Consider the following 20,585-nt stretch of genomic DNA (forward strand, 5'->3'; position numbering starts at 1 on the left):
AGGTGCCGGCGCGGTCCTCGGGGGAAACCGGGAGGTGACCGGTCCCACATCCGGGGACGCGCCGGCGCGTGGCAGGATGCCCGCCATGGCACGTGAGTTCAGCAGCATCGGCGTCATCGGCCTCGGCACCATGGGGGCCGGCATCGCGGAGGTGTTCGCGCGCCGGGGCTTCACGGTCGTCGGCGTCGAGCAGAACGACGAGGGCGTCGAGCGGGGGCGCCAGCACCTCGAGCACTCGACCGGACGCGCGGTGAAGCGCGGCAAGATGTCGGAGGCCGAGCAGGCCGAGCTGCTCGGACGGATCAGCCTCACCACCGAGCTCAAGGACCTCGCCGAGGCCGACCTGGTGGTCGAGGCGGTGGTCGAGTCGCTGGACACCAAGAAGTCGATCTTCGCCGCCCTCGACGAGGTGGTGGCGCCCGACACGGTGCTCGCCACCAACACCTCCTCGCTGAGCGTCACCGAGATCTCGACCGCGAACTCCCGCCCGGGCCGGGTGATCGGCGTCCACTTCTTCAACCCCGCACCGGTGCAGAACCTGGTCGAGATCATCCGGACCGTGGTGACCGAGCCGGCCGTGCTCGCCGACGTCCAGGACCTGCTGCACACCCTGGGCAAGAACCCGGTCGTGTGCGGTGACAAGGCCGGCTTCATCGCCAACACGCTGCTCTTCGGCTACCTCAACCACGCGGTCTCGATGTACGAGCACCGCTACGCCTCCCGCGAGGACATCGACGCAGCGATGCGGTTCGGTTGCGGCTACCCGATGGGCCCGTTGGCGCTGCTCGACCTGATCGGGCTCGACACGGCGTACGAGATCCTGGACACGATGTACAAGCAGGGCCGCGACCGGCTGCACGCGCCGGCCCCGATCCTCAAGCAGTACGTCACCGCCGGGCTGCTCGGCCGCAAGTCGGGCCGCGGCTTCTACACCTACGAGGCCCCCGACAGCCCGGTCGTGGTCCCCGACAGCCACACGCCGTCGGAGGCGGACGCTCCCCGGCTCCACCGCGAGGTCCGTCGGGTGGGCGTCGTGGGCACGGGCACCATGGCCACCGGCATCGCCGAGGTCTTCGCCAAGGGCGGGTACGACGTGTGCTTCGTGGGTCGCAGCCCCGCCAAGGTCGACGGCGTGGTCGCCGGGATCACCCGGAGCCTCGACAAGCAGGTGCAGCGCGGGCGCGCCACCGAGGACGACAAGTCCGCCGCGCTGGGTCGGCTCACGGGCACCACGTCGCTCGACGACCTCGCCGACGTCGACCTGGTCGTGGAGGCGATCGCCGAGGACCTGGCCGTCAAGACCGCGCTCTTCGAGAACCTCGACGAGATCTGCAGTCCGGGCGCGATCCTGGCCACCACCACGTCGAGCCTGCCGATCATCTCGCTCGCCCGCGCCACCTCCCGGCCCCAGGACGTCGTCGGCATGCACTTCTTCAACCCTGCCGCGGTCATGAAGCTGGTCGAGGTGGTCTCGACCGTGGCGACGGCCGACGAGGTCGCCGAGACCGCGCACGCCCTGTGCGCCGACGTCGGCAAGGTCGCGGTCTCGTGCGGCGACCGGGCCGGGTTCATCGTCAACGCCCTGCTGTTCCCGTACCTCAACGACGCGGTGAAGATGCTGGAGGCCCACTACGCGACCGCCGACGACATCGACACGGCGATGAAGCAGGGATGTGCCTTGCCCATGGGGCCCTTCGAGCTGCTCGACGTGGTCGGCAACGACGTGTCGCTGGCGATCCAGCGCGAGCTCTACCTGGAGTTCCGCGAGCCCGGGTTCCACCCGGCCCCGCTCCTGGAGCACCTGGTCACGGCCGGCTACCTCGGCCGCAAGACCGGTCGTGGGTTCCGCGACTACGGAGCGGCCTGAGCCCCCCGGTCCCTACCGCTCGTCGACGACCATCGCGGCCAGCCGCGCGCGGGTGCTGATCCCGAGCTTGCGGTAGATGTGGGACAGGTGGGCGTCCACCGTCCGCGGCGAGATGAACAGCTCCTCGCCGACCTGGCGGCTGGTGAGGCCGTCGGCCACGCGGTCGGCGACCTGGCGTTCCGCGGAGGTCAGCACGTCGAAGCGCGAGGGCGTGTCCGCGGTGCTGGAGAACACCGCCTCCACGGCCTCGTGACCCTCCTTCGTGAGGTCTCCGTCGCGCAGCCAGCCGTCCGGGACCGCCCGCGCCGGGTCGACCGGGTGCCGCGCGGCGTAGCCCCAGGCGACCGCTCGCCGGGGCTGCCGGATGGCCGCCGCCGCCGCTGACAGCGCACGTGCCTCCCGTCGACCGTCGGCCTGGGCGACCGAGGCGAGCCCGTCGAGGGCGTCGGCGACCCGCAGCGGCATCGGCATCTGGTCGGCGTCGTGGAGGGCGCCCATGAACGTGCTGGCAGCCTGCTCGGAGTCACCCGCGGCGAGCAGGGCGCGGCCGAGCAGCAGCCGCGCGGCCACCGCGTCGCGACCCAGCCCCGCGCCGTCGGCGAGGGCCACCAGGTCAGCAGCCATGCGCGCCGCGTGCCGGACGTCGCCCGCGCGGAGCAGGTCCCGGGCGTCCTGGGCGAGCACCGGCAGCCGGACCGCCCACGGCAACGTCTCCCGGGGGACGTCGGACTGCACGAAGCTCGGGTCGAGGTCGCGCAGCAGGGTCCCGGCCAGCAGGCCGATGCGGTCCTCGGCGAGGCTCTGCGCCTCGACCACCACGGCCCGCGCGGCCGCTCGTGCCTCCGCCGTCCGTCCCTGCTCGACGGCGACCCGGGCCAGCAGCGTCCGCGCGGCGAGCGTGATCCAGCGCTCGTCGTTGACGTCCGAGGTCGGGACCGCCTCCCGCGCCGTGACCCCGGCCTCCTCGAGCCGGCCGCTGGAGACGTAGACGTCGGCCAGGGTGCGCGTCACCTGCCGGATGATGGACCCGCCGGGGTCGAGCTCCACGGCGCGCAGCGCCTCCTGCTCGGCCTGCCGCAGGTCGCCCGCGTCGAGGTGCATCTCGGCGCGGATCGAGGCGTTCTTGGCGAGCTGCTCGTCGGGACGGCTCGCCGTCTGGGCCTGCTGGTCGGCACGCTCGAGCAGCCACAGTCCCTCGTAGGTGCCACGCGACTCCGAGGCCGCGATGCCGGCGCGCCGGGCGACCTGGGCACCGATGGCGGGCGGGCCGTCGCCGCTGGTGACCACCGCCTCGAGGATCTCCACGGCGTCGCGGGTGCGCATCGAGGTGTACAGCGAGGAGAAGATCCGGTTGGCCAGCTGGTAGCCGAGGTCGCGGGTGTCCGGCGAGGCGCAGGCGGTGAGGACCGCGTGTCGCATCGCGGGGAGGTCGGTGAGCCAGGGCTCGTCGGCGGCGCCGAAGTTGTCGTGGTCGGGGGCCACCCGGTCGGCCCACCGGAGCAGGCCGCCGAGGGCCGCCGCGTGGTCGTCGTCCCCGGCCAGCCCGAGGGCGGCGTCGCGCACCGGCGACAGCAGGTCGACCCTGCCGTCGGACCACACCTCGACCAGGCTGCGACGAGCCAGGGCGGTCACCAGCCCGCCGGCGCGGTCGCGGGTCGTCCCGACCAGATGACCGACGACGTCGATCCCGACCGGGCACGGCATGCTCGCCACGGTGCGGAAGCACCGGCGCTGGCTGTCGTCGAGCAGGTCGTACGACGCGCGCACCGCCTCGGCCAGCGAGCTGCTCGGCGTCGCGTTGGCCAGGCCCACGACGGCGGCCTGCGCCGCTGCCTGCTCGACGAGGAGCGGGAGCCCGCCGGTGGCGTGCAGCAGCCGGTGGACCTCCCGGCCGTGCTCGTCGAGGTCGACCGGTGGCCCGCCGGCGGCCTCCAGCCTGGCCAGGAACAGCTCGACGAGCGGCCCGGTCGGTGGCCCGACCGGCCGGGGGAGCGGCAACGGACCCACGCGCACCACCCGCTCGTCCGGCTGCCCGGCCGTGGTGACGGAGGTGGCCACGAGCCGGGAATGCGCCGTGCTCTCGAGGAGTCGCTGCAGTCCGGGTCCCACGCCGGGGGTGTCGAGGTCGAGCCCGTCGAGCACCAGCACCGCTGCGGACCCGTCGAGCTCGCGGGCGAGCGAGACGTCGCAGACGTCGCCCGGCGCGGTCTCGGTGTCCAGCGCGTCGAGGGAGGCGGTGAGCAGCTCGTCGAGGCTGTGCAGGGCGCGGGCGTCGACCCAGACCGCCGGCTCGGGCTCGACGGCGTGTCCGACGAGCAGGGTCTTGCCGCAGCCGGGGGGCCCCACCACGGTCACCCACCGGGAGCGGGTGAGGGCGGCCGCCAGATGCCGCTGGACCTCCTCCCTCCCGAGACACGGTTTCAGCACAACGGGAAATCTACGGCAGCCGCGCCGCAAATACGTAGGTCTACGGATGCCGGGCGCGGGTCGTCTGCGCAAGGCTTGAGCCACACACGGACCGGCTGGACCTATCGGGGGAGGGCCCAGCCGGTCCGTAGATTTCGTGGGGGTGTCGGGCGCGGCCGGGAGTTCGCACGCCGCACACGCCGGCGCAACACCCCTGTCACCGGGAGAGCCGACGATCTGACCATGACCGACGTACGGACCTCCGACCTCGTTGCCGCCGCGCGCCAGGGGCGCGACCTCGCCCTCCAGAGCCGCCGGACCCTGGGCCTGGCCGACCTCCTCGAACGTCGCCCCGAGCTGCGCGGGGTGAGCTCCTGGGCCGAGGACGTGGCCGAGTACGTGCTCTGGTCGGCCTGAGCGCAACGACCGGGTGACCCCGTGGAGCCCCCGCGTATCCTCGGGACATGGACATGCTCCTCGGACTGCTGGTCATCCTCGGTGTGATCGCCGCCGTCGTGACCGTGACGGGGCGCACCCGCCGGGCCAAGGCGCTCGAGCGCAAGGAGGCCGAGCTCGAGCCGGTGCGCAAGCTGGTGTTCGAGGACATCACGGCGCTCGGCGAGGAGCTCCAGGAGCTCGACCTCGAGCTCGCCGGTCACGAGCTCGACGCCGGCATGAACGCCGACTACCAGCGCGCGCTCGACTCCTACGAGGCCGCCAAGACCGCGGGCGACCGGATCACCGAGCCCGAGCAGGTCAAGCACGTCACCGAGATCCTCGAGGACGGCCGCTACGCCATCGCCTGCGTCACAGCACGGGTGGCCGGCGAGCCGTTGCCGACGCGACGTCCGCCGTGCTTCTTCGACCCGCGCCACGGCCTGTCGGTCGCCGACGTGCCGTGGACCCCGCCCGGGGGCGCGCAGCGCGACGTACCGGCCTGCGCCCTCGACGCCGAGCGGGTCCGCGCCGGCGCCGAGCCCGACGTCCGCCAGGTCATGGTCGGGTCGCGGCGGGTGCCCTACTACGAGGGCGGCCGCGCCTACCAGCCCTACGCCATGGGCTACTTCGGCGCCTTCGGGCCGATGGAGTGGATGTTCATGGGCATGCTGTTCAGCGGCGGGTTCGAGGCCCTCGGCGGCCTGGCCGAGGGCATCGGTGACGGGATCGGCGAGATCGGCGGCGGCATCGGCGACATGTTCGACGGCTTCGACTTCTAGCGAACGGCGCCACCCGGCCCCCGGGCCGGGCAGGATCGGGCCATGCGACCGACGCTGCGCCGAGGCCTGCGGCTGGCGTCCGGGCTGGTGCTGGCCCTCGCGCTGCTCGTCGGGCCGGCCCCCGCTCTCGCGGGCGAGGTGGCGCCCGCGCCGCCGCCCACGGGTGTCGCCTGGGACTACCAGCTCGGTGGCGTGCGGGCCGTCCCCGACGAGGTGGACGTGGTCGTCCGCGACCGCCGGGCCGAACCGCTCGCCGGCGACGTCTACGACGTCTGCTACGTCAACGGCTTCCAGACCCAGCCCGACGAGAAGGGCTTCTGGCGGGACCACTGGCACCTGGTCCTGAAGCGGCACGGCAAGCCGGTCGTCGACGGCGACTGGGGTGAGTGGCTCCTCGACCTCCGGACCGCGGCCAAGCGGCGTGCGCTGGCCCGCATCGTCGGGCGCTGGACCGACCGGTGCGCCGAGGACGGCTTCGACGCCGTCGAGTACGACAACCTCGACTCGTTCACCCGCAGCCGGGGGTTGCTCACGGCCGCCGACGCCCGCGCGTACGCCGAGCGGCTGGTGGCGCGGGCCCACGACGCGGGTCTCGCGGCGGCGCAGAAGAACCGGGCGCAGTGGGACGGGACCCGGGTCGGCTACGACTTCGCGATCGCCGAGCAGTGCGCGCAGTACGACGAGTGCGGCGACTACGTCGACACCTACGGCGACCGGGTGCTCCCCGTGGAGTACCGGCGCCGACCGTTCCGACACGCGTGCCGCGACTGGGCCGAGCGGCTCCCCGTGCTGCGCCGCGACGTGGCCCTGGCGTCCGACGGCACCCGCCGGTGGTGCCCCGCGACCGGCTAGCCTCGCCGGGTGGCCGGACCTGCGAGCGACCTGCACACCACGACGTACGGCGAGGAGGGCGGGCTCGTCGTCTTCTGCCACGGTCTGTTCGGGCAGGGCCGCAACTGGACCCAGATCGCCAAGCAGCTGAGCGGGGACCACCGGACGCTGCTGGTGGACATGCCCGACCACGGCCGGTCGGCGTGGACCGAGCGCTTCGACTACCCGGGCGCCGCCGACCGGGTCGCGGGGCTGCTGTCCGCCGACGACCCGGCGGCGCTGGTCGGCCACTCGATGGGCGGGAAGATCGCGATGCTGGTCGCGCTCCGCCATCCCGAGCTGGTGGAGCGGCTGGTGGTCGTCGACGTCTCCCCGGTGACCTACCGGCACAGCGACGAGTTCCGGGTCTACATCGACGCGATGCAGTCGGTCGACCTGGCGACCCTCGACCGGCGGGGCGAGGCCGACGAGCAGCTGCGCGAGGCGGTCCCCAACGACTCCGTCCGGTCGTTCCTCCTGCAGAACCTGCGCCACGACCACGGGCAGTGGTCGTGGCAGCTCAACCTCGACGTGATCCGCCGCGACCTCGCGTCCCTGGGGGAGTGGCCGGAGGACCGGCTGGCCGGAGTGGCGCCGTACGACGGACCGGTGCTGTGGGTGGCGGGCGCCGACTCGCGCTACGTGCAGGACGACTACGTCGCGGCCATGGACCGGTGGTTCCCGTCGAACCGGCGGGTCACGATCAAGGGCGCCGGCCACTGGGTCCACTCCGAGCAGCCGCAGGTCTTCGTCGAGGTGCTGCGGCGGTTCCTCCGCTGACCTCGGCGACGGGTCAGCGTGCCTGGCGGGCGCGGTAGGCGGCGACGGCGTTGCGGTTGCCGCAGGCGGTGGAGCAGTAGCGGCGCGACCGGTTGCGGGACAGGTCGAGGACGACCCCCTCGCAGGTGTCGTCGGCGCACACCGACAACCGGGACGTCTCGTCGACGCGGACCACGTCGATCATCGCCATCACGGTCTCGACCAGGATCCTCTCGGCCAGCGGGTCGTCGTAGTCGACCGCGTGGAGGTGCCAGTCGTACTCGTCGTGGCGCACGAGCTGCGGTCGCAGCGACACCTCCTCGAGCATCCCGTTGACCAGCCCGGCCGCGTCGTCACGCTCGGCGACGAGCAGCTCGCGCAGCCGCGGCCGCACCGCCCGTACGGCGTCCAGCTCGGCCCGGGTCCGGTCCCGGCGGCCGGTGTAGCTCCAGCGACCGAGGAAGTCGTCGAGCTCCGCGGCGGTGGTCAGCGTGTCCGGGTCCTCGGCGGTGTTGACCAGCTCGACCGCGGACTGCAGGGCGATCTCGCTGTCATAGGCGAAAACCATGTTGACACCTTACATGCTCGTCGCGTAGCGTCATGCGTCATGGCGACGATGACTCATGACGCACCGGTGCTGCAGGCGCCGCCGTCGCGGTTCGCCACAGGCGTGCTCTTCGCGGTCGTCTCGGCGTTCGCGTTCGGACTCTCCGGCACGCTGGCCAAGGGACTGCTCGACGCCGGATGGACCCCGGCCGCGGCCGTCACGGCCCGCATCGTGGTCGGCGCCCTGGTGCTGCTGCCGCCCGGCCTGCTGGCGCTGCGGGGACGGTGGCACCTGCTCCGCGCCAACGCACGCATGCTCCTCGTCTACGGGCTGGTCGCGGTCGCCGGCACCCAGTTCGCCTACTTCAGCGCCGTCCAGCACCTCCAGGTCGGCGTCGCGCTGCTGCTCGAGTACACCGCGCCGGTGCTGGTCATCGGCTGGCTCTGGCTGCGCCACGGCCAGCGCCCCTCGCCGCTCATCGGCGTCGGCTGCGTGGTCGCCGGCGGCGGCCTGGTCCTGGTGCTCGACGTCGTCACCGGCGCCGGCCTGCACCCGGTGGGCGTTCTGTGGGCGCTGCTCGCCATGCTCGGGGTCGCCACCTACTTCGTGCTGTCGGCCCAGGAGGGCAACGGCCTGCCCCTGCTCGTGCTCGCCTCCGCAGGGATGGTCGTCGGCGCGGTCTCGCTGCTGGCCCTGGGTGCCGTCGGCCTGCTGGAGATGACGTGGTCGACCGCTCCGGCGACGTACGGCGGCACCGAGGTGCCGTGGTGGGCGGCAGCCGTCGCCCTCGGCGTGGTCACGGCGGCGCTGGCCTACGTCACCGGGATCGCCGCAGGTCGCCGGCTCGGCTCGCGGCTCGCGTCGTTCGTCGCGCTCACCGAGGTGCTGTTCGCGCTGGCCGCCGCCTGGCTGGTCCTGGGCGAGGTGCCGGCCACGGTGCAGTTCGCGGGCGGCGTGCTGATCCTCGTGGGCGTGGTGCTGGTCAAGCTGGGCGAGCCACGCGGCCGGTGACACCCTGCGGGCTCAGCGTGCGTCCTGGCGGGTCAGGAACACCTCGCGGTGGAGAAGCAGCAGCGCCGCCGCCACCGGGACGGCCAGCACGGCGCCGATGATGCCCATCAGGCTGCCCCCGACGAGCGCGGCGATGACCGTCACCGCCCCCGGCACCTCGACCGAGCGCGCCATGATCCGCGGGTAGATCAGGTAGGCCTCGAACTGCTGGTAGGCGATGTAGTAGATGAGGCTGATCAGCGCGACGGTGGGGGAGACCGTGAGGGCGAGCGCAGTGATCAGCGCACCCGAGATGAACGCGCCGACGACCGGGATCAGGCTGAACAGCCCCACCACGAACGCCAGGGCGAACGCGTAGTCGCCCAGGCCGACGATGAACGTGAAGACCAGGGTGCTGAGGCCGGCGCACACCGCCACGAGGAAGGCGCCGGCGACGTAGGCCCCGATCGAGCGGATGATCCGGTCACCGAGGTCGCTCACCCGGGGACGCCGGGACGCCGGGGCCAGGCGGTAGAGGGCACTCTTGATGCCGGGCAGCGAGCTGAGGAAGTAGATCATCAGCACCACCACGATCAGGGTGTTGGCGAGGGCCGACACGACCGCCAGGCCCACGCCCACCGCGCCGCCGAAGGCCTGCTGCCCGAAGTCCCCGCTGCTGACGTACTCCTCGACCTTGCTGACGATGTCGAACCGGTCGTCGAGCCGCTGGACCAGGTCGTTCGCCTGCAGCTCACGCAGCCAGCGTGGGGCGCTCTCGGTGATCAGGGCGATCTGGTCGCTGATCACCGGGGCGATCGCACCCACGAACAGCACGAGCACGGTCAGCACCATGGTCAGCACGACCAGCACCGCAACCCCCCGCCGCGCTCCGCGCCTCATGAACCACTCGACCAGCGGGTTGAGCCCGATGGCGAGGAACAGCGCCATCACCAGGAGGACCAGGATCGAGGAGATCGACTGCAGCTGCTGGGCCAGGAAGATCGCCACGACCGCGCCCAGCGCACCGAAGAACCCGACCGCGAACGGCGTGTGCTGGATCATGCTGCGGCCGCGACGCGGCTCCACGGGTGCCGGCGGAGCCTCCTCCTTCTTCGGCTCCTCCGGAGGCGGTTCCTCCACCCCCATCCCGGCTACTTGTCCTCGTCGTCGCCGAAGCCGGCGACCACGTCGCGCAGCGAGCTCAGCTGGGCCGAGATGGCGTCGCGCCGCTTCTCCATGCGCTCCACCTCGGCCTTGACGGCCGCCAGCGACCGGTCGGCCTCCGCCGTGCCGTGGGCGGTGATCGAGTCGGCCTGGCTGCGGGCGGAGGCGACGATCTGCTCGGCCTCGCGGCGCGCCCGGGCGAGGGAGGCCTCGGCCTCCGACTGGGCCTGCTGGCGGTACTCGCTGGCCTGCTTGATCGTGTCGCGGGTGCGCTGCTCGGCGGCCGCGGCCCGTTCCTCGGCCTCGGCGACCAGCCGCTGGGTCTCGGCCGTGGCGTTGTCGTGGTGGTCGGCGGCCTCCTTGGCGAGCCGCTCCTTCTCGACCGCCAGCGCCCGCCGCGCCTCCTGCACCTCGCGGTCGGCCGCAGCGCGGGCCGCCTCGGCCTCGCGCTTGGCGCCCGTCCGCAGGTCGTTGGTCTCCTGCTGGGCGGCCAACCGCATCTGGTCGGCCTCGCGCTGCGCCGAGGCGAGGGTGTCGGCGGCCTCGGCGCGGGCGAGCTCGCGCTCCCGCTCGGCCTCGTCGACCAGCCGCGCACGGGCGTCGTCGATCTCCTTCAGCTGCACCAGCCGGACGTCCTCGGCCTCACGGGCCGCGTCGGCGCGGACGGCGTCCGCGTCGTGGGACGCCTGCTCGCGGATCTCCTGGGCGTCGCGCTCGGCGGCGGAGCGGACGTCGGCCGCCTCCTCCTCGGCGAGGCGCAGCATGGCCGAGGCGCGGCCGCCGAGGCCGGCGTACGACGGGTTGAGGTTCTCCTGGAGCTGGGTGCGGGTCTCCTCGAGCTGCCGTTCCAGCTCCAGCACCCGCTTCTCGGACTCGGTCAGGCTCGACGACAGCCCGGCCTTCTCGCTGGCGAGCTGCCGGACCCGGGAGTCGACCGCGGACTTGTCGTAGCCACCCCTGCGGACGACCGGGAAGCTGACGGCGGCGGGAGCGGCCGGCGGGGCTGCGGCCGGGGGCGCGGGGGCGGCCGGGGCCTGCGGCTTCGCGGCCGGTGGATCGGCCGGCACGGCGGGCACCTGACGGGTCCGCTCAGCCGGTCGCTCGTCGGACGGCCCGGGGGCGGGCTTGCCCGACTTCCCGCCGGCGGCGGCGGTGCCGCCCACCGCGGGGATCACCTGGGTCGCCTCGCCGTCGGCGTTGTCCGTTCGCGCGTCGTCGGATCCCGGCTCCCGCTCGTCGTCGTCGAAGATGGACAGACCGCTGTCGCTCATGGGCGAAGTACCTCTTCCGCTGTGCTCGGGTGGGGCTCGTCCCCAGTGTCGCCGATGGAGGGCGCCGATCCCACCCCGGCCCGCGGGTCGGGCACCGGGTTTTCGGTCACGTGCCGGTCACACTCCGCGGAACCGGTTGATCGCCTCCAGGTGCGTGGCGCGCATCTCCTCGTCGCGGACGCCGAGCCCCTCGGTCGGGGCCAGGCAGAGCACGCCGACCTTGCCCTGGTGCTTGTTGTGGTGGACGTCGAGCGCGGCCCGGCCGACCTCCTCGAGCGGGTAGGTGCCGGACAGGGTCGGGTGGATCCTGCCCTGGGCGATCAGCCGGTTGGCCTCCCACGACTCGCGGTAGTTCGCGAAGTGGGAGCTGATGATCCGCTTGAGGTTCATCCAGAGGTACCGGTTGTCGTACTCGTGCATGTAGCCCGAGGTCGAGGCGCAGGTGGTGATGGTGCCGCCCTTGCGGGTGACGTAGACGCTGGCGCCGAAGGTCTCCCGGCCCGGGTGCTCGAACACGATGTCGATGTCCTCGCCGCCGGTGAGCTCCCGGATCTTGGCGCCGAACCGCTTCCACTCCCTCGGGTCCTGGGCCGTCCCCTCCTCGTTCCAGAACCGGTAGCCCTCCTCGGACCGGTTGATGATCAGCTCGGCGCCCATCGAGCGGCAGATCCCGGCCTTCTCGTCGTTCGACACCACGCAGACGGGCGTGGCACCACCGTTGAGGGCGTACTGGGTGGCGAAGCCGCCGAGACCGCCCGAGGCGCCCCAGATCAGGACGTTGTCGCCCTGCTTCATGTCACCGCCGTTGCGGCTCACGAGCTGGCGGTACGCCGTGCAGTTGACCAGGCCGGGGGAGGCGGCCTCCTCCCAGGTGAGGTGCTCCGGCTTCGGCATCAGCTGGTTGGCCTTGACCAGCGCCACGTCGGCGAGCCCGCCGAAGTTGGTCTCGAACCCCCAGATCCGCTGCTCGTTGTCGAGCATCGTGTCGTTGTGGCCGTCCGGCGACTCCAGCTCGACCGACAGGCAGTGCGCCACCACGCGGTCGCCGGGCCGCCACTTCGTGACCCCGGCACCCGTCCTGAGCACCACGCCGGCGAGGTCGGAGCCGACCACGTGGTAGGGGAGGTCGTGCCGCTTGGTCAGGTCCGAGAGCCGGCCGTAGCGCTCGAGGAAGCCGAAGGTCGAGACGGGCTCGAAGATCGAGGTCCAGACGGTGTTGTAGTTGATGGCCGAGGCCATCACGGCGACCAGCGCCTCGCCCGGCCCGAGCTCGGGCAGCGCCACGTCCTCCACGTGCAGCGACCGGCGGGGGTCCTTGTCCTTGCTGGCCTGCCCCTCGAACATGTCGACCTCGTCCTTCCGGACGAAGGCGGCCCGGTAGGCCTCGGGCACGGTCAGCTGGGCGAAGTCCTCGGCGGTGGCCTCGCTGGACTCGATGGCGTCCAGGATCTGCTGCACGGTCACTCCTCGGCGACGGGGATGGTGGCCCGAACATACCGACGGGTAATGCGCAGCGCAGCCCGGTGTGACGGACCCCATGCCACGGTCTCAAGCGGGCTGCACCAGCTCGACCAGCACGCCGCCGGCGTCCTTGGGGTGGACGAAGTTCACCAGGCTGCCGGCGGTGCCCCGGCGAGGCTCGTCGTACAGCAGCCGCAGGCCGCGCTCCCGGAGCACGGTGGCGACCTGCTCGACGTCGGTCACCCGGAACGCCAGCTGCTGCAGGCCGGGGCCGGAGCGCTCGAGGAACTTCGCGATGGTCGAGTCCGGCGACAGCGGGGCGAGCAGCTGGAGGCAGGTGTCGGTCCCGCCCACGGCGACCATCGCCTCGCGCACGCCCTGCTCCTCGTTGGTCTCCTCGTGGACCACCCGCATGCCGTAGGTGTCGCGGTAGAACGCGATCGCCTCGTCGAGGTCCGGGACGGCGATCCCGACGTGGTCGACGGCGGTGAACAGGTGCTCGGGGAGGTCCAGCGGTGCGTCCATGACGTCATGGTGGCGGGCGGGACCGCGGCGCGCGAGTCGGTGTGAGCAGTTCCTCACGGCAGGGGCCCTGCCGGGCGGCCGGGACGGTGGGTATCGTCACAAGGAGAAGTCACCGCCGGCGACGAAAGGCACCACCATGTCCGACCCCGCTCGACCCACCAGCGTCATCGTCGCCGGGGCACGTACGCCCATCGGCCGGCTGCTGGGCGGTCTGAAGGACCTCTCCGCCGCGGAGCTGGGTGGCGTGGCCATCAAGGGTGCCCTCGACAGGGCGGGCGTCCAGCCGGACCAGGTCGACTACCTCGTCATGGGCCAGGTGATCCTCGCCGGTGCCGGGCAGAACCCCGCCCGCACCGCCGGCATCGCCGCTGGGCTGCCGATGACGATGCCGTCGATCACGATCAACAAGGTGTGCCTGTCGGGCATCAACGCCATCGCCATGGCCGACCAGATGATCCGCGCGGGCGAGCACGACATCGTCGTGGCCGGCGGCATGGAGTCGATGACCCTCGCCCCGCACCTGCTGCCCAAGTCGCGTTCGGGCTTCAAGTACGGCGACACCACGCTGGTCGACTCGATGGCCTACGACGCGCTCTACGACCAGGCCACCGGGCAGGCGATGATCAACCTGACCGAGTCCTGCAACGCCGCCGGCGCCCACCTCACCCGCGAGGAGCAGGACGCGTTCGCCGCCCAGTCCCACCAGCGGGCCGCGCTCGCGTGGAAGAACGGGCTCTTCGACGACGAGGTCGTGCCCGTGACCATCAGCACCCGCAAGGGCGACGTGGTCGTGTCCGAGGACGAGGGCGTGCGCGGCGACACGACGGTCGAGGGGCTCGCCGGCCTGCGCCCGGTGTCGAAGGAGGGGACGATCACCGCCGGCTCGGCGTCGCAGATCTCCGACGGCGCCTGCGCGGTCGTCGTCATGAGCAGGGCGAAGGCCGAGGAGCTCGGCCTCACCTGGCTCGCCGAGATCGGCGCACACGGCCAGGTGGCCGGCCCCGACTCCACCCTCCAGCTGCAGCCCGCCCGCGCCATCGAGAAGGCGGCCGGCAAGGAGGGCATCGCGGTCTCCGACATCGACCTGTTCGAGCTCAACGAGGCCTTCGCCGCGGTCGGGATCGAGTCCGCCCGGCAGCTCGGGGCGTCCGAGGACCAGGTCAACGTCAACGGCGGCGCGATCGCGCTCGGCCACCCGGTGGGGATGTCCGGGGCCCGGATCGTGCTGCACCTCGCGCTCGAGCTCCAGCGGCGCGGGGGCGGCACCGGCGCCGCCGCGCTCTGCGGGGGCGGCGGCCAGGGCGACGCCCTCATCATCCGCGTCCCCGCCTGATCCGCGGTGGGGCGCCGTTCCTCCGGCAACGTCCCGGAGCTGGTCGAGCGAGCCCGGAGCGGTGACGCCCGCGCCGTCGCCCGCCTGATCTCCCTCGTCGAGGACGCCTCGCCGCTGCTGCGGGAGGTGATGGCAGGGCTGGTTCCCCACACCGGCAACGCGCAGGTCGTCGGGGTGACCGGCTCTCCCGGCGTGGGCAAGTCGACGTCCACCAGTGCCCTGGTCGGCGAGCTGCGCAGGGCCGGCAAGCGGGTGGGGGTCCTGGCGGTCGACCCGTCGTCGCCCTTCTCCGGCGGCGCCCTGCTCGGCGACCGGGTCCGGATGCAGGACCACGCCCTCGACCCGGAGGTCTACATCCGGTCGATGGCCTCGCGCGGCCACCTGGGCGGCCTGTCGTGGAGCACGCCGCAGGCGCTGCGCGTGCTCGACGCGGCCGGCTGCGACGTGGTCCTCGTCGAGACGGTCGGTGTGGGCCAGAGCGAGGTCGACGTCGCCGGCCTCGCCGACACCACGCTGGTGCTGCTGGCGCCGGGGATGGGCGACGGCATCCAGGCCGCCAAGGCCGGCATCCTCGAGATCGGCGACGTCTACGTCATCAACAAGGCCGACCGCGACGGTGCCGACCAGGTACGCCGCGAGCTGCGGTCGATGCTCGCCCTGGCGGACCGTCCCGAGGGCTCCTGGCGGCCGCCGATCGTCAAGACCGTCGCCTCCCGTGGCGAGGGCCTCGACGAGGTGGTGGCGGAGATCGACCGCCACCACGCGTGGCTGACCGATTCCGGTGAGCTCGAGGCCCGACGGACCCGCCGCGCACGTGACGAGATCGAGGCCATCGCCGTCACCGCCCTGCGGGAGCGCTGGGGCGACGTCCACGGCCGCAGCGAGCTCGACGGGCTCGCGGCAGCGGTCGTGGCGGCGGAGCGGGACCCCTACGCCGCGGCGGACGAGCTGCTCGCGACCTTCACCGACTGACCCGCGGTCACACGACGGGCGTCCACCGGTCGCCCGACACGCCCGCAGCGATCACCGACCGTTCACCCGGCGTCGCCACGGTGAGGCCGTGCGCATCGCCATCGTCACGGAGTCGTTCCTGCCCCAGGTCAACGGTGTCGCCAACTCGGTCCGCCACGTCGCCGAGCAGCTGAGCCGCCTCGGCCACCAGACCCTCGTGGTGGCGCCGGGCCCCGGGCCGACCCACCACCTCGGGACCCCGGTCACCCGGGTCCGGTCGGTCGGCCTGCCCGGCTACCGCTCGTTCCCGGTCGGCCTCCCGGATGCGGCCGTCGAGCGGTCGCTGGCCGAGTTCGCCCCCGACGTGGTCCACCTCGCCTCCCCGCTGGTGGTGGGTGCCGCCGGGCTGCGCGCCGCGAGACGGCTCGGGGTCCCGTCCGTGGCGGTCTACCAGACCGACGTCGGAGGCTTCGCCCGCTACTACGGAGTCCGCGCCGACCTGCTGCTCGACCGCTGGATCGGCCACCTGCACCGACGCGCGGACCGCACCCTCGTCCCCTCGCGTGCGTCCCACGACCAGCTGGAGCGCCTCGGCGTCCGTGACCTCCACGTGTGGCGCCGCGGTGTGTCCCTGGACCTCTTCGAACCGGACCGGCGCGACCCGGCCCGGCACGCCGTCCTCTCGCGCGGTGGCCGCGACCTGCTCGTGGGCTACGTCGGCCGGCTGGCACCGGAGAAGGAGGTACGGCGCCTGGCCGTGCTGTCGGAGCTGCCCGGCATCCGGTTGGTCGTGGTCGGGGACGGGCCGGAGCGTGAGTGGCTGGGTCGCCACCTGCCGGGCGCCCACTTCACGGGGCGGCTCGGCGGCTCCCACCTCGCGACCGCGTTCGCCACGCTCGACGTGTTCGTCCACCCGGGGCGCCACGAGACGTTCTGCCAGACCGTGCAGGAGGCCCAGGCCAGCGGCGTACCGGTGGTCGCGGCGGCGGCAGGCGGGCCGCTCGACCTCGTCGAGCACGGCCGGACCGGCCTGCTCGTCGACCCCGACGACCCGCTCTCGCTGTGGCGGGCGGTCGCGGCGGTGGCCCGCGACGCGCCGTTGCGGGCCCGGTTGGCCGCCGCTGCGCACGAGCAGGTGCAGGACCGGTCCTGGCCGCGCCTGGTCCACGACCTGGTCGAGCAGCACTACCGGGCGGTCCTGGTCCGGCACCGGCCGGCCGCGGCCTGAGCTTCCGGCTCCTTACGGCCGACCGGGGCACCATTCGGTGGATGCGCCCGCGGCGGACGCCCGCGCACGCGATAATCGCCTCCATGTCCCTCCGCGTCGGCGCGCTGCCGGTCGTGCCGGTCGCCGGCCACCGGGTCCGGGCGGCTGCCCCGGCGCGGTTCGGCGCATTCTCCGTCGCCGCCTACGTCGCCGGTGACATCGGCCGGCTCAGCTTCGACGAGGAGCTGGGCGTCAGCCTGGTGTGGCCGCTCTACGGCGTGGCGGTGCTGTGGCTCGCCACCGGTCGCCGCAGGACCTGGCCCTGGGACGCGGTCGGCCTCGCCGCCGCGACGGCGATCTCGCTGCTCGTCAACGGCAGCACCGGCCCGGAGGTCGTGGTCGCGGTGCTCCTGGCGCTGGTCGCCGGCGCGACCTGGGTCACCACCATGCGTCGGCTGGCCCCCGACGTGTGGGGAGGGGGCGGGGAGCGGCCGCTGAGCCGGCTGCGGGACCTGGCCGCCTTCGGCGCCGCCTGCGCCACCAGCGCCGCCCTGGTCGCCGTGCTGCGCGGCACCGGCCTGGGCCTGGTGCCCCCGCTCGAGGTGCAGGAGGTGTGGTTCACCGCCGTCCGGAACCTCAGCTGGATCATCGGCCTCGGTGCCCTGGGCCTCCTCGGCCTGCCGCGCACCGCGTGGACGTCGCTGCGGGGGTGGTTCGACCGCGAGCGCGCCGTCCACCCGACGTGGCGCGTCGTCGAGACCGTCGGCGTGCTGCTCGCCACCACGCTGCTGGCCTCCGCGGCATTCGCCCCCGACCCCACGCCGTTCGCCTTCACGCTGGTGCTCTGCACGGTGTGGGCGGCGTTCCGGCTGCCGCCGCTGGCGGCGGTGCTGTTCGCCTTCGTGCTCGGGTCGGTCGGCGTGGTCGCGACGCTCACCGGCCAGGGCGTGTTCCTCGCCGAGCCGGACCCGATGACGCGCGCCGCGATCGCCCAGGGGTTCCTCATCACCCAGGTGCTCGCCGCACTGGCGATCTCCCTCGGCACCGAGGAGCGGCGGGCCGCCGTCCAGCGGGCGCTGGCCGCCGAGCGCGAGGCCGACTCGCGGGCGGCCCTGTTCTCCGCCGTGATCGAGCACCTCGCCGAGGGCGTCAGCGTGATCACGGCCGACGACACCTACGCCGTCCGCAACCCCGCGGTGCACCGGATGACCGGAGAGGGGGGATTCCTGCACGCCGACCCGACCCGACCCGGCCAGCCCGTCCTGGTGTCCGAGTCCGGCGACCCCCTCGCGGTGCCGGAGATGCCCCACTCGCGGGCGCGCGACGGCGAGAGCGTGATCCGGGAGACCGTCCGGGTCCGCACCGGCACGGGGGAGCTGCGGACCCTCGAGGTCACCTCGGTGCCGGTGCACGGCCTCGACGGTGACCCGCGGCCGGTCGTGGTCAACACGCTGCGTGACGTCACCCGCGAGCACGAGGAGCGGGACCAGCTGGTGTCCTTCGCGGGCGTGGTGGCCCACGACCTCAAGAACCCCCTGACCGTCGTCCGCGGCTGGACCGAGAGCCTGCGCGAGGAGCTCGAGGCCGACGACGAGCCCGACGCCGCCGTGCTCGGTTCGATGCTGGCGCGGGTGCAGGGTGCCTCGGACCAGATGCACCACTTCATCGACGACCTGCTCGCGTTCACGGTCGCCCGCGACCGCCCGCTCGACATCGTCGACGTCGACCTCAGCGAGCTGGCCGACGAGGTGGCCGAGCTGCGGCGCGAGGGGGACACCCGGCCCCGGATCTCGGTCCAGCCCGGGATGCGGGTGCGGGCCGACCGGCCGCTGGTGCGCCAGCTGCTCGACAACCTGGTCGGCAACTCGGTCAAGTACGTCGCGCCGGGCGTCCGGCCGCAGGTCGCCGTCACCGCGGTGCCGGGAGAGGGCGTGCTGGAGGTGTCGGTGGCCGACAACGGGATCGGCATCCCGCCGGCCATGCGCCAGCGGGTGTTCGACAGCTTCGCGCGGGCACACGCGGTCGACTACAGCGGCACCGGTCTGGGCCTGGCGATCTGCGAGCGCGCGGTGAGCAGGCACGGGGGACGGATCTGGGTCGACGAGAGCCACGCTCCCGGCACCCGGGTGAGCTTCACCCTGCCGACCGCCTGACGGCGCGCCGCTTTGTGGCACCGACCGGCTCCCGCCATGATGAGGGACGACCTGTGCCCCCGAACAGGACGGAGCTCTCCCCCCATGAGCGCCAAGAAGGCTCTCCTTGCCGTGGTCGTGGTGTTCCTCGGCTTCTGGATGTTCACCGACCCCGGGGGCCTCGCCGGCGCCGCCAAGGCGGCCGCCGCCCAGACCTGGGAGCTCGCCGAGGACCTGTTCCAGGCCGTGATCCGGTTCTTCGGGGCGTTGCTCTGAGTCCCCGGATCCCGGGCGCACGGCGGCGCGCGGTCGACGACGACATCGGCCGCCACCTCCTGCGGGACGAGGGGGAGGTGATCGTCGACGTGGTGCACCACCACTGGACCGCGTACGTCGTCCCGCTGCTCGAGACGGTGCTCGCGGTGCTGCTGGTGGCGGCCACCTCGGTCGTCCCGGTCGACCTCTCGGCGGTCCCGCTGCTGCTCGCGATCGGCCTGTTCGCCCATGCCGGCTGGGGCTACCTCCGCGAGCACCGGGACCGCTTCGTGATCACGAACATGCGGGTGTTCCGGATCCACGGGGTGCTGTCCACCCGGCTCGCCACGATGCCCCTCCACCGGATCCTCGACATCACCGTGCACAAGCCGTTCCACGGCCGGCTGCTGGGCTTCGGCCACTTCGTGTTCGAGTCGGCCGCCCAGGAGCAGGGGCTGCGCGACATCCGGTACGTCGGTCGCCCCGACGAGCGGGACCTCGCCATCCAGCGCGTGGTCCAGCGGTCGGGCCTCCGGGGGCCCCGCGTCGTGAACTAGGGTCACCGCATGGCGCTCGCCTTCGACCCGATCGACGAGGCGGCCCGGCAGTGGGGCCGGCGCTGGGACCGTGTCCCGGCCATGCACGCCGTCACCTCGCTGATGCGCGTCCAGCAGCTCGTCATCGGCCGGCTCGACGCGATCCTCAAGCCCCACGGGCTCACCTTCGCGCGCTACGAGGCCCTGGTGCTCCTCGTCTTCTCCTCCCGCGGCTCGCTGCCGCTCGGCAAGATGGGGGAGCGGCTCCAGGTCCACCCGACCTCGGTCACCTCGATCGTGCAGCGGCTGGAGGCCTCCGGGTTCGTCGCCCGACGTCCCCACCCCGACGACGGTCGGGCGGTGCTGGCCGAGATCACCCCGGAGGGGCGGGCCGTCGTGGAGGCCGCCACCCGCGACCTGGTGGGTGACGACTTCGCCCTGGGCGCCCTCGACGACGGACAGCTGCGGGCGATCTCGGAGCTGCTCGCGCCGGTCCGGCACGCGGCCGGCGACTTCTGAGGCGTCCGTGGTCACCTCCGACGACGTACGCCGGGTGGGGCTGGCGCTGCCGCGCACCTACGAGGCGGAGGTCCGGAGCCAGTGGAAGCTGCGGATCGGGCAGATCGTGTACGTCGCCTTCTCGCGGGACGAGCGCGACATGGGCTTCGGGTTCCCGAGGGACCAGCGCGACGGACTGGTCGCCTCCGACCCCGAGACGTTCTTCCTCCCACCGACCTCGGACCTGCGGTTCCCGTGGGTGTGCGCCCACCTCGACCGGCTCGACCCCCAGGAGATGCGGGAGCTGGTCACCGACGCCTGGCGGATGTGCGTGCCGCGGATGCTGCACGAGCTGCCGGAGCAGCCGTCGCCCACGGCGGCGGCCTGGGCGGCGATCGACGCGGGGGAGTGGGGCGAGCTCCGTCCGCTGCTGCACCCCCACCTCCACTGGACGGACCGCGACGTCCACCTCCGCGGCCGCAGCAGGGTGCTCGAGCACCTTCGGGCCCACCCGCGTGCGCGGCCTCCCGCGCAGGTGGAGGTGCGGGACGGTCAGGTCTACCGGTGGGTACGCTGACGGCTTGGTGGATTTAGTA

General features: G+C 73.2%; 20 protein-coding genes. 14 read left to right on the forward strand and 6 right to left on the reverse strand.

The window, feature by feature from the left end:
- Positions 1 to 85: 85 nt before the first annotated feature.
- Positions 86 to 1,867, forward strand: coding sequence for a 3-hydroxyacyl-CoA dehydrogenase family protein (locus ACQ1X7_RS17900; RefSeq protein WP_432479593.1), 1,782 nt, complete (start codon positions 86 to 88; stop codon positions 1,865 to 1,867).
- 12 nt (positions 1,868 to 1,879) lie between these two features.
- On the opposite strand, the gene ACQ1X7_RS17905 is transcribed toward ACQ1X7_RS17900, so the two are convergent.
- Positions 1,880 to 4,294 carry a LuxR C-terminal-related transcriptional regulator gene (locus ACQ1X7_RS17905; RefSeq protein ID WP_432479594.1) on the reverse strand — a complete coding sequence of 805 codons (2,415 nt, stop codon included), beginning with the start codon at positions 4,292 to 4,294 and terminating at the stop codon, positions 1,880 to 1,882.
- 222 nt (positions 4,295 to 4,516) lie between these two features.
- Here ACQ1X7_RS17905 and ACQ1X7_RS17910 point away from each other — a divergent pair, with 222 nt between their 5' ends.
- From ACQ1X7_RS17910 to ACQ1X7_RS17925, 4 genes are read left to right on the forward strand one after another with little or no spacing between them, the layout of a single operon-like run.
- Entirely contained in the window at positions 4,517 to 4,690 is a 174-nt protein-coding gene (locus ACQ1X7_RS17910; protein WP_432479595.1) for a hypothetical protein, read from the forward strand.
- Positions 4,691 to 4,737: 47 nt separating this feature from the next.
- Positions 4,738 to 5,490, forward strand: coding sequence for a hypothetical protein (locus ACQ1X7_RS17915; RefSeq protein ID WP_432479596.1), 753 nt, complete (start codon positions 4,738 to 4,740; stop codon positions 5,488 to 5,490).
- 42 nt (positions 5,491 to 5,532) lie between these two features.
- Positions 5,533 to 6,342 carry an endo alpha-1,4 polygalactosaminidase gene (locus ACQ1X7_RS17920; protein WP_432479597.1) on the forward strand — a complete coding sequence of 270 codons (810 nt, stop codon included), beginning with the start codon at positions 5,533 to 5,535 and terminating at the stop codon, positions 6,340 to 6,342.
- Positions 6,343 to 6,351: 9 nt separating this feature from the next.
- A complete protein-coding gene (locus tag ACQ1X7_RS17925) occupies positions 6,352 to 7,140 on the forward strand; it encodes an alpha/beta fold hydrolase (RefSeq protein WP_432479598.1) in 789 nt (262 codons plus the stop codon).
- 13 nt (positions 7,141 to 7,153) lie between these two features.
- Here the strand turns inward: ACQ1X7_RS17925 and ACQ1X7_RS17930 are convergent, their stop codons facing one another.
- Positions 7,154 to 7,687 carry a CGNR zinc finger domain-containing protein gene (locus ACQ1X7_RS17930; RefSeq protein ID WP_432479599.1) on the reverse strand — a complete coding sequence of 178 codons (534 nt, stop codon included), beginning with the start codon at positions 7,685 to 7,687 and terminating at the stop codon, positions 7,154 to 7,156.
- A 39-nt stretch (positions 7,688 to 7,726) separates the two neighbouring features.
- Here ACQ1X7_RS17930 and ACQ1X7_RS17935 point away from each other — a divergent pair, with 39 nt between their 5' ends.
- Positions 7,727 to 8,677: an EamA family transporter gene (locus tag ACQ1X7_RS17935; RefSeq protein WP_432479600.1), complete on the forward strand. Its 951-nt coding sequence runs from the start codon at positions 7,727 to 7,729 to the stop codon at positions 8,675 to 8,677.
- Between the two features lie 12 nt (positions 8,678 to 8,689).
- Here ACQ1X7_RS17935 and ACQ1X7_RS17940 read toward each other — a convergent pair whose 3' ends face one another.
- From ACQ1X7_RS17940 to mce, 4 genes are all read right to left on the reverse strand, one after another.
- The gene (locus ACQ1X7_RS17940; RefSeq protein WP_432479601.1) at positions 8,690 to 9,802 is read right to left on the reverse strand and encodes an AI-2E family transporter; all 1,113 of its coding nucleotides are present in this window, start codon (positions 9,800 to 9,802) and stop codon (positions 8,690 to 8,692) included.
- Positions 9,803 to 9,807: 5 nt separating this feature from the next.
- Positions 9,808 to 11,091 carry a hypothetical protein gene (locus ACQ1X7_RS17945; RefSeq protein ID WP_432479602.1) on the reverse strand — a complete coding sequence of 428 codons (1,284 nt, stop codon included), beginning with the start codon at positions 11,089 to 11,091 and terminating at the stop codon, positions 9,808 to 9,810.
- Positions 11,092 to 11,208: 117 nt separating this feature from the next.
- On the reverse strand, positions 11,209 to 12,549 hold the full coding sequence (gene ccrA / locus ACQ1X7_RS17950; RefSeq protein WP_432479603.1) for a crotonyl-CoA carboxylase/reductase: 1,341 nt from the start codon (positions 12,547 to 12,549) through the stop codon (positions 11,209 to 11,211).
- 90 nt (positions 12,550 to 12,639) lie between these two features.
- Positions 12,640 to 13,077, reverse strand: a complete 438-nt coding sequence (mce, locus tag ACQ1X7_RS17955; RefSeq protein ID WP_432479604.1) for a methylmalonyl-CoA epimerase — start codon at positions 13,075 to 13,077, stop codon at positions 12,640 to 12,642.
- Positions 13,078 to 13,213: 136 nt separating this feature from the next.
- Here mce and ACQ1X7_RS17960 point away from each other — a divergent pair, with 136 nt between their 5' ends.
- The 8 genes from ACQ1X7_RS17960 (at position 13,214) to ACQ1X7_RS17995 (ending at position 20,566) form a co-directional block, all read left to right on the forward strand.
- Positions 13,214 to 14,410, forward strand: coding sequence for an acetyl-CoA C-acetyltransferase (locus ACQ1X7_RS17960; protein WP_432479605.1), 1,197 nt, complete (start codon positions 13,214 to 13,216; stop codon positions 14,408 to 14,410).
- A gap of 6 nt (positions 14,411 to 14,416) precedes the next feature.
- Complete coding sequence (gene meaB / locus ACQ1X7_RS17965) at positions 14,417 to 15,382, forward strand: methylmalonyl Co-A mutase-associated GTPase MeaB (RefSeq protein ID WP_432479606.1); 966 nt, start codon at positions 14,417 to 14,419, stop codon at positions 15,380 to 15,382.
- An 88-nt stretch (positions 15,383 to 15,470) separates the two neighbouring features.
- The gene (locus tag ACQ1X7_RS17970) at positions 15,471 to 16,589 is read left to right on the forward strand and encodes a glycosyltransferase family 4 protein (protein WP_432479607.1); all 1,119 of its coding nucleotides are present in this window, start codon (positions 15,471 to 15,473) and stop codon (positions 16,587 to 16,589) included.
- A gap of 83 nt (positions 16,590 to 16,672) precedes the next feature.
- The gene (locus tag ACQ1X7_RS17975) at positions 16,673 to 18,721 is read left to right on the forward strand and encodes a sensor histidine kinase (protein ID WP_432479608.1); all 2,049 of its coding nucleotides are present in this window, start codon (positions 16,673 to 16,675) and stop codon (positions 18,719 to 18,721) included.
- A gap of 84 nt (positions 18,722 to 18,805) precedes the next feature.
- Positions 18,806 to 18,976, forward strand: a complete 171-nt coding sequence (locus ACQ1X7_RS17980) for a hypothetical protein (RefSeq protein WP_432479609.1) — start codon at positions 18,806 to 18,808, stop codon at positions 18,974 to 18,976.
- Positions 18,977 to 19,053: 77 nt separating this feature from the next.
- Complete coding sequence (locus ACQ1X7_RS17985) at positions 19,054 to 19,512, forward strand: PH domain-containing protein (protein WP_432479610.1); 459 nt, start codon at positions 19,054 to 19,056, stop codon at positions 19,510 to 19,512.
- Between the two features lie 9 nt (positions 19,513 to 19,521).
- Positions 19,522 to 20,010 carry a MarR family winged helix-turn-helix transcriptional regulator gene (locus ACQ1X7_RS17990; protein ID WP_432479611.1) on the forward strand — a complete coding sequence of 163 codons (489 nt, stop codon included), beginning with the start codon at positions 19,522 to 19,524 and terminating at the stop codon, positions 20,008 to 20,010.
- A gap of 7 nt (positions 20,011 to 20,017) precedes the next feature.
- Entirely contained in the window at positions 20,018 to 20,566 is a 549-nt protein-coding gene (locus ACQ1X7_RS17995; RefSeq protein ID WP_432479612.1) for an MmcQ/YjbR family DNA-binding protein, read from the forward strand.
- Positions 20,567 to 20,585 lie beyond the last annotated feature (19 nt).

Source organism: Nocardioides sp. GXQ0305 (genome assembly GCF_050880345.1).
Taxonomy (GTDB): Bacteria; Actinomycetota; Actinomycetes; order Propionibacteriales; family Nocardioidaceae; genus Nocardioides.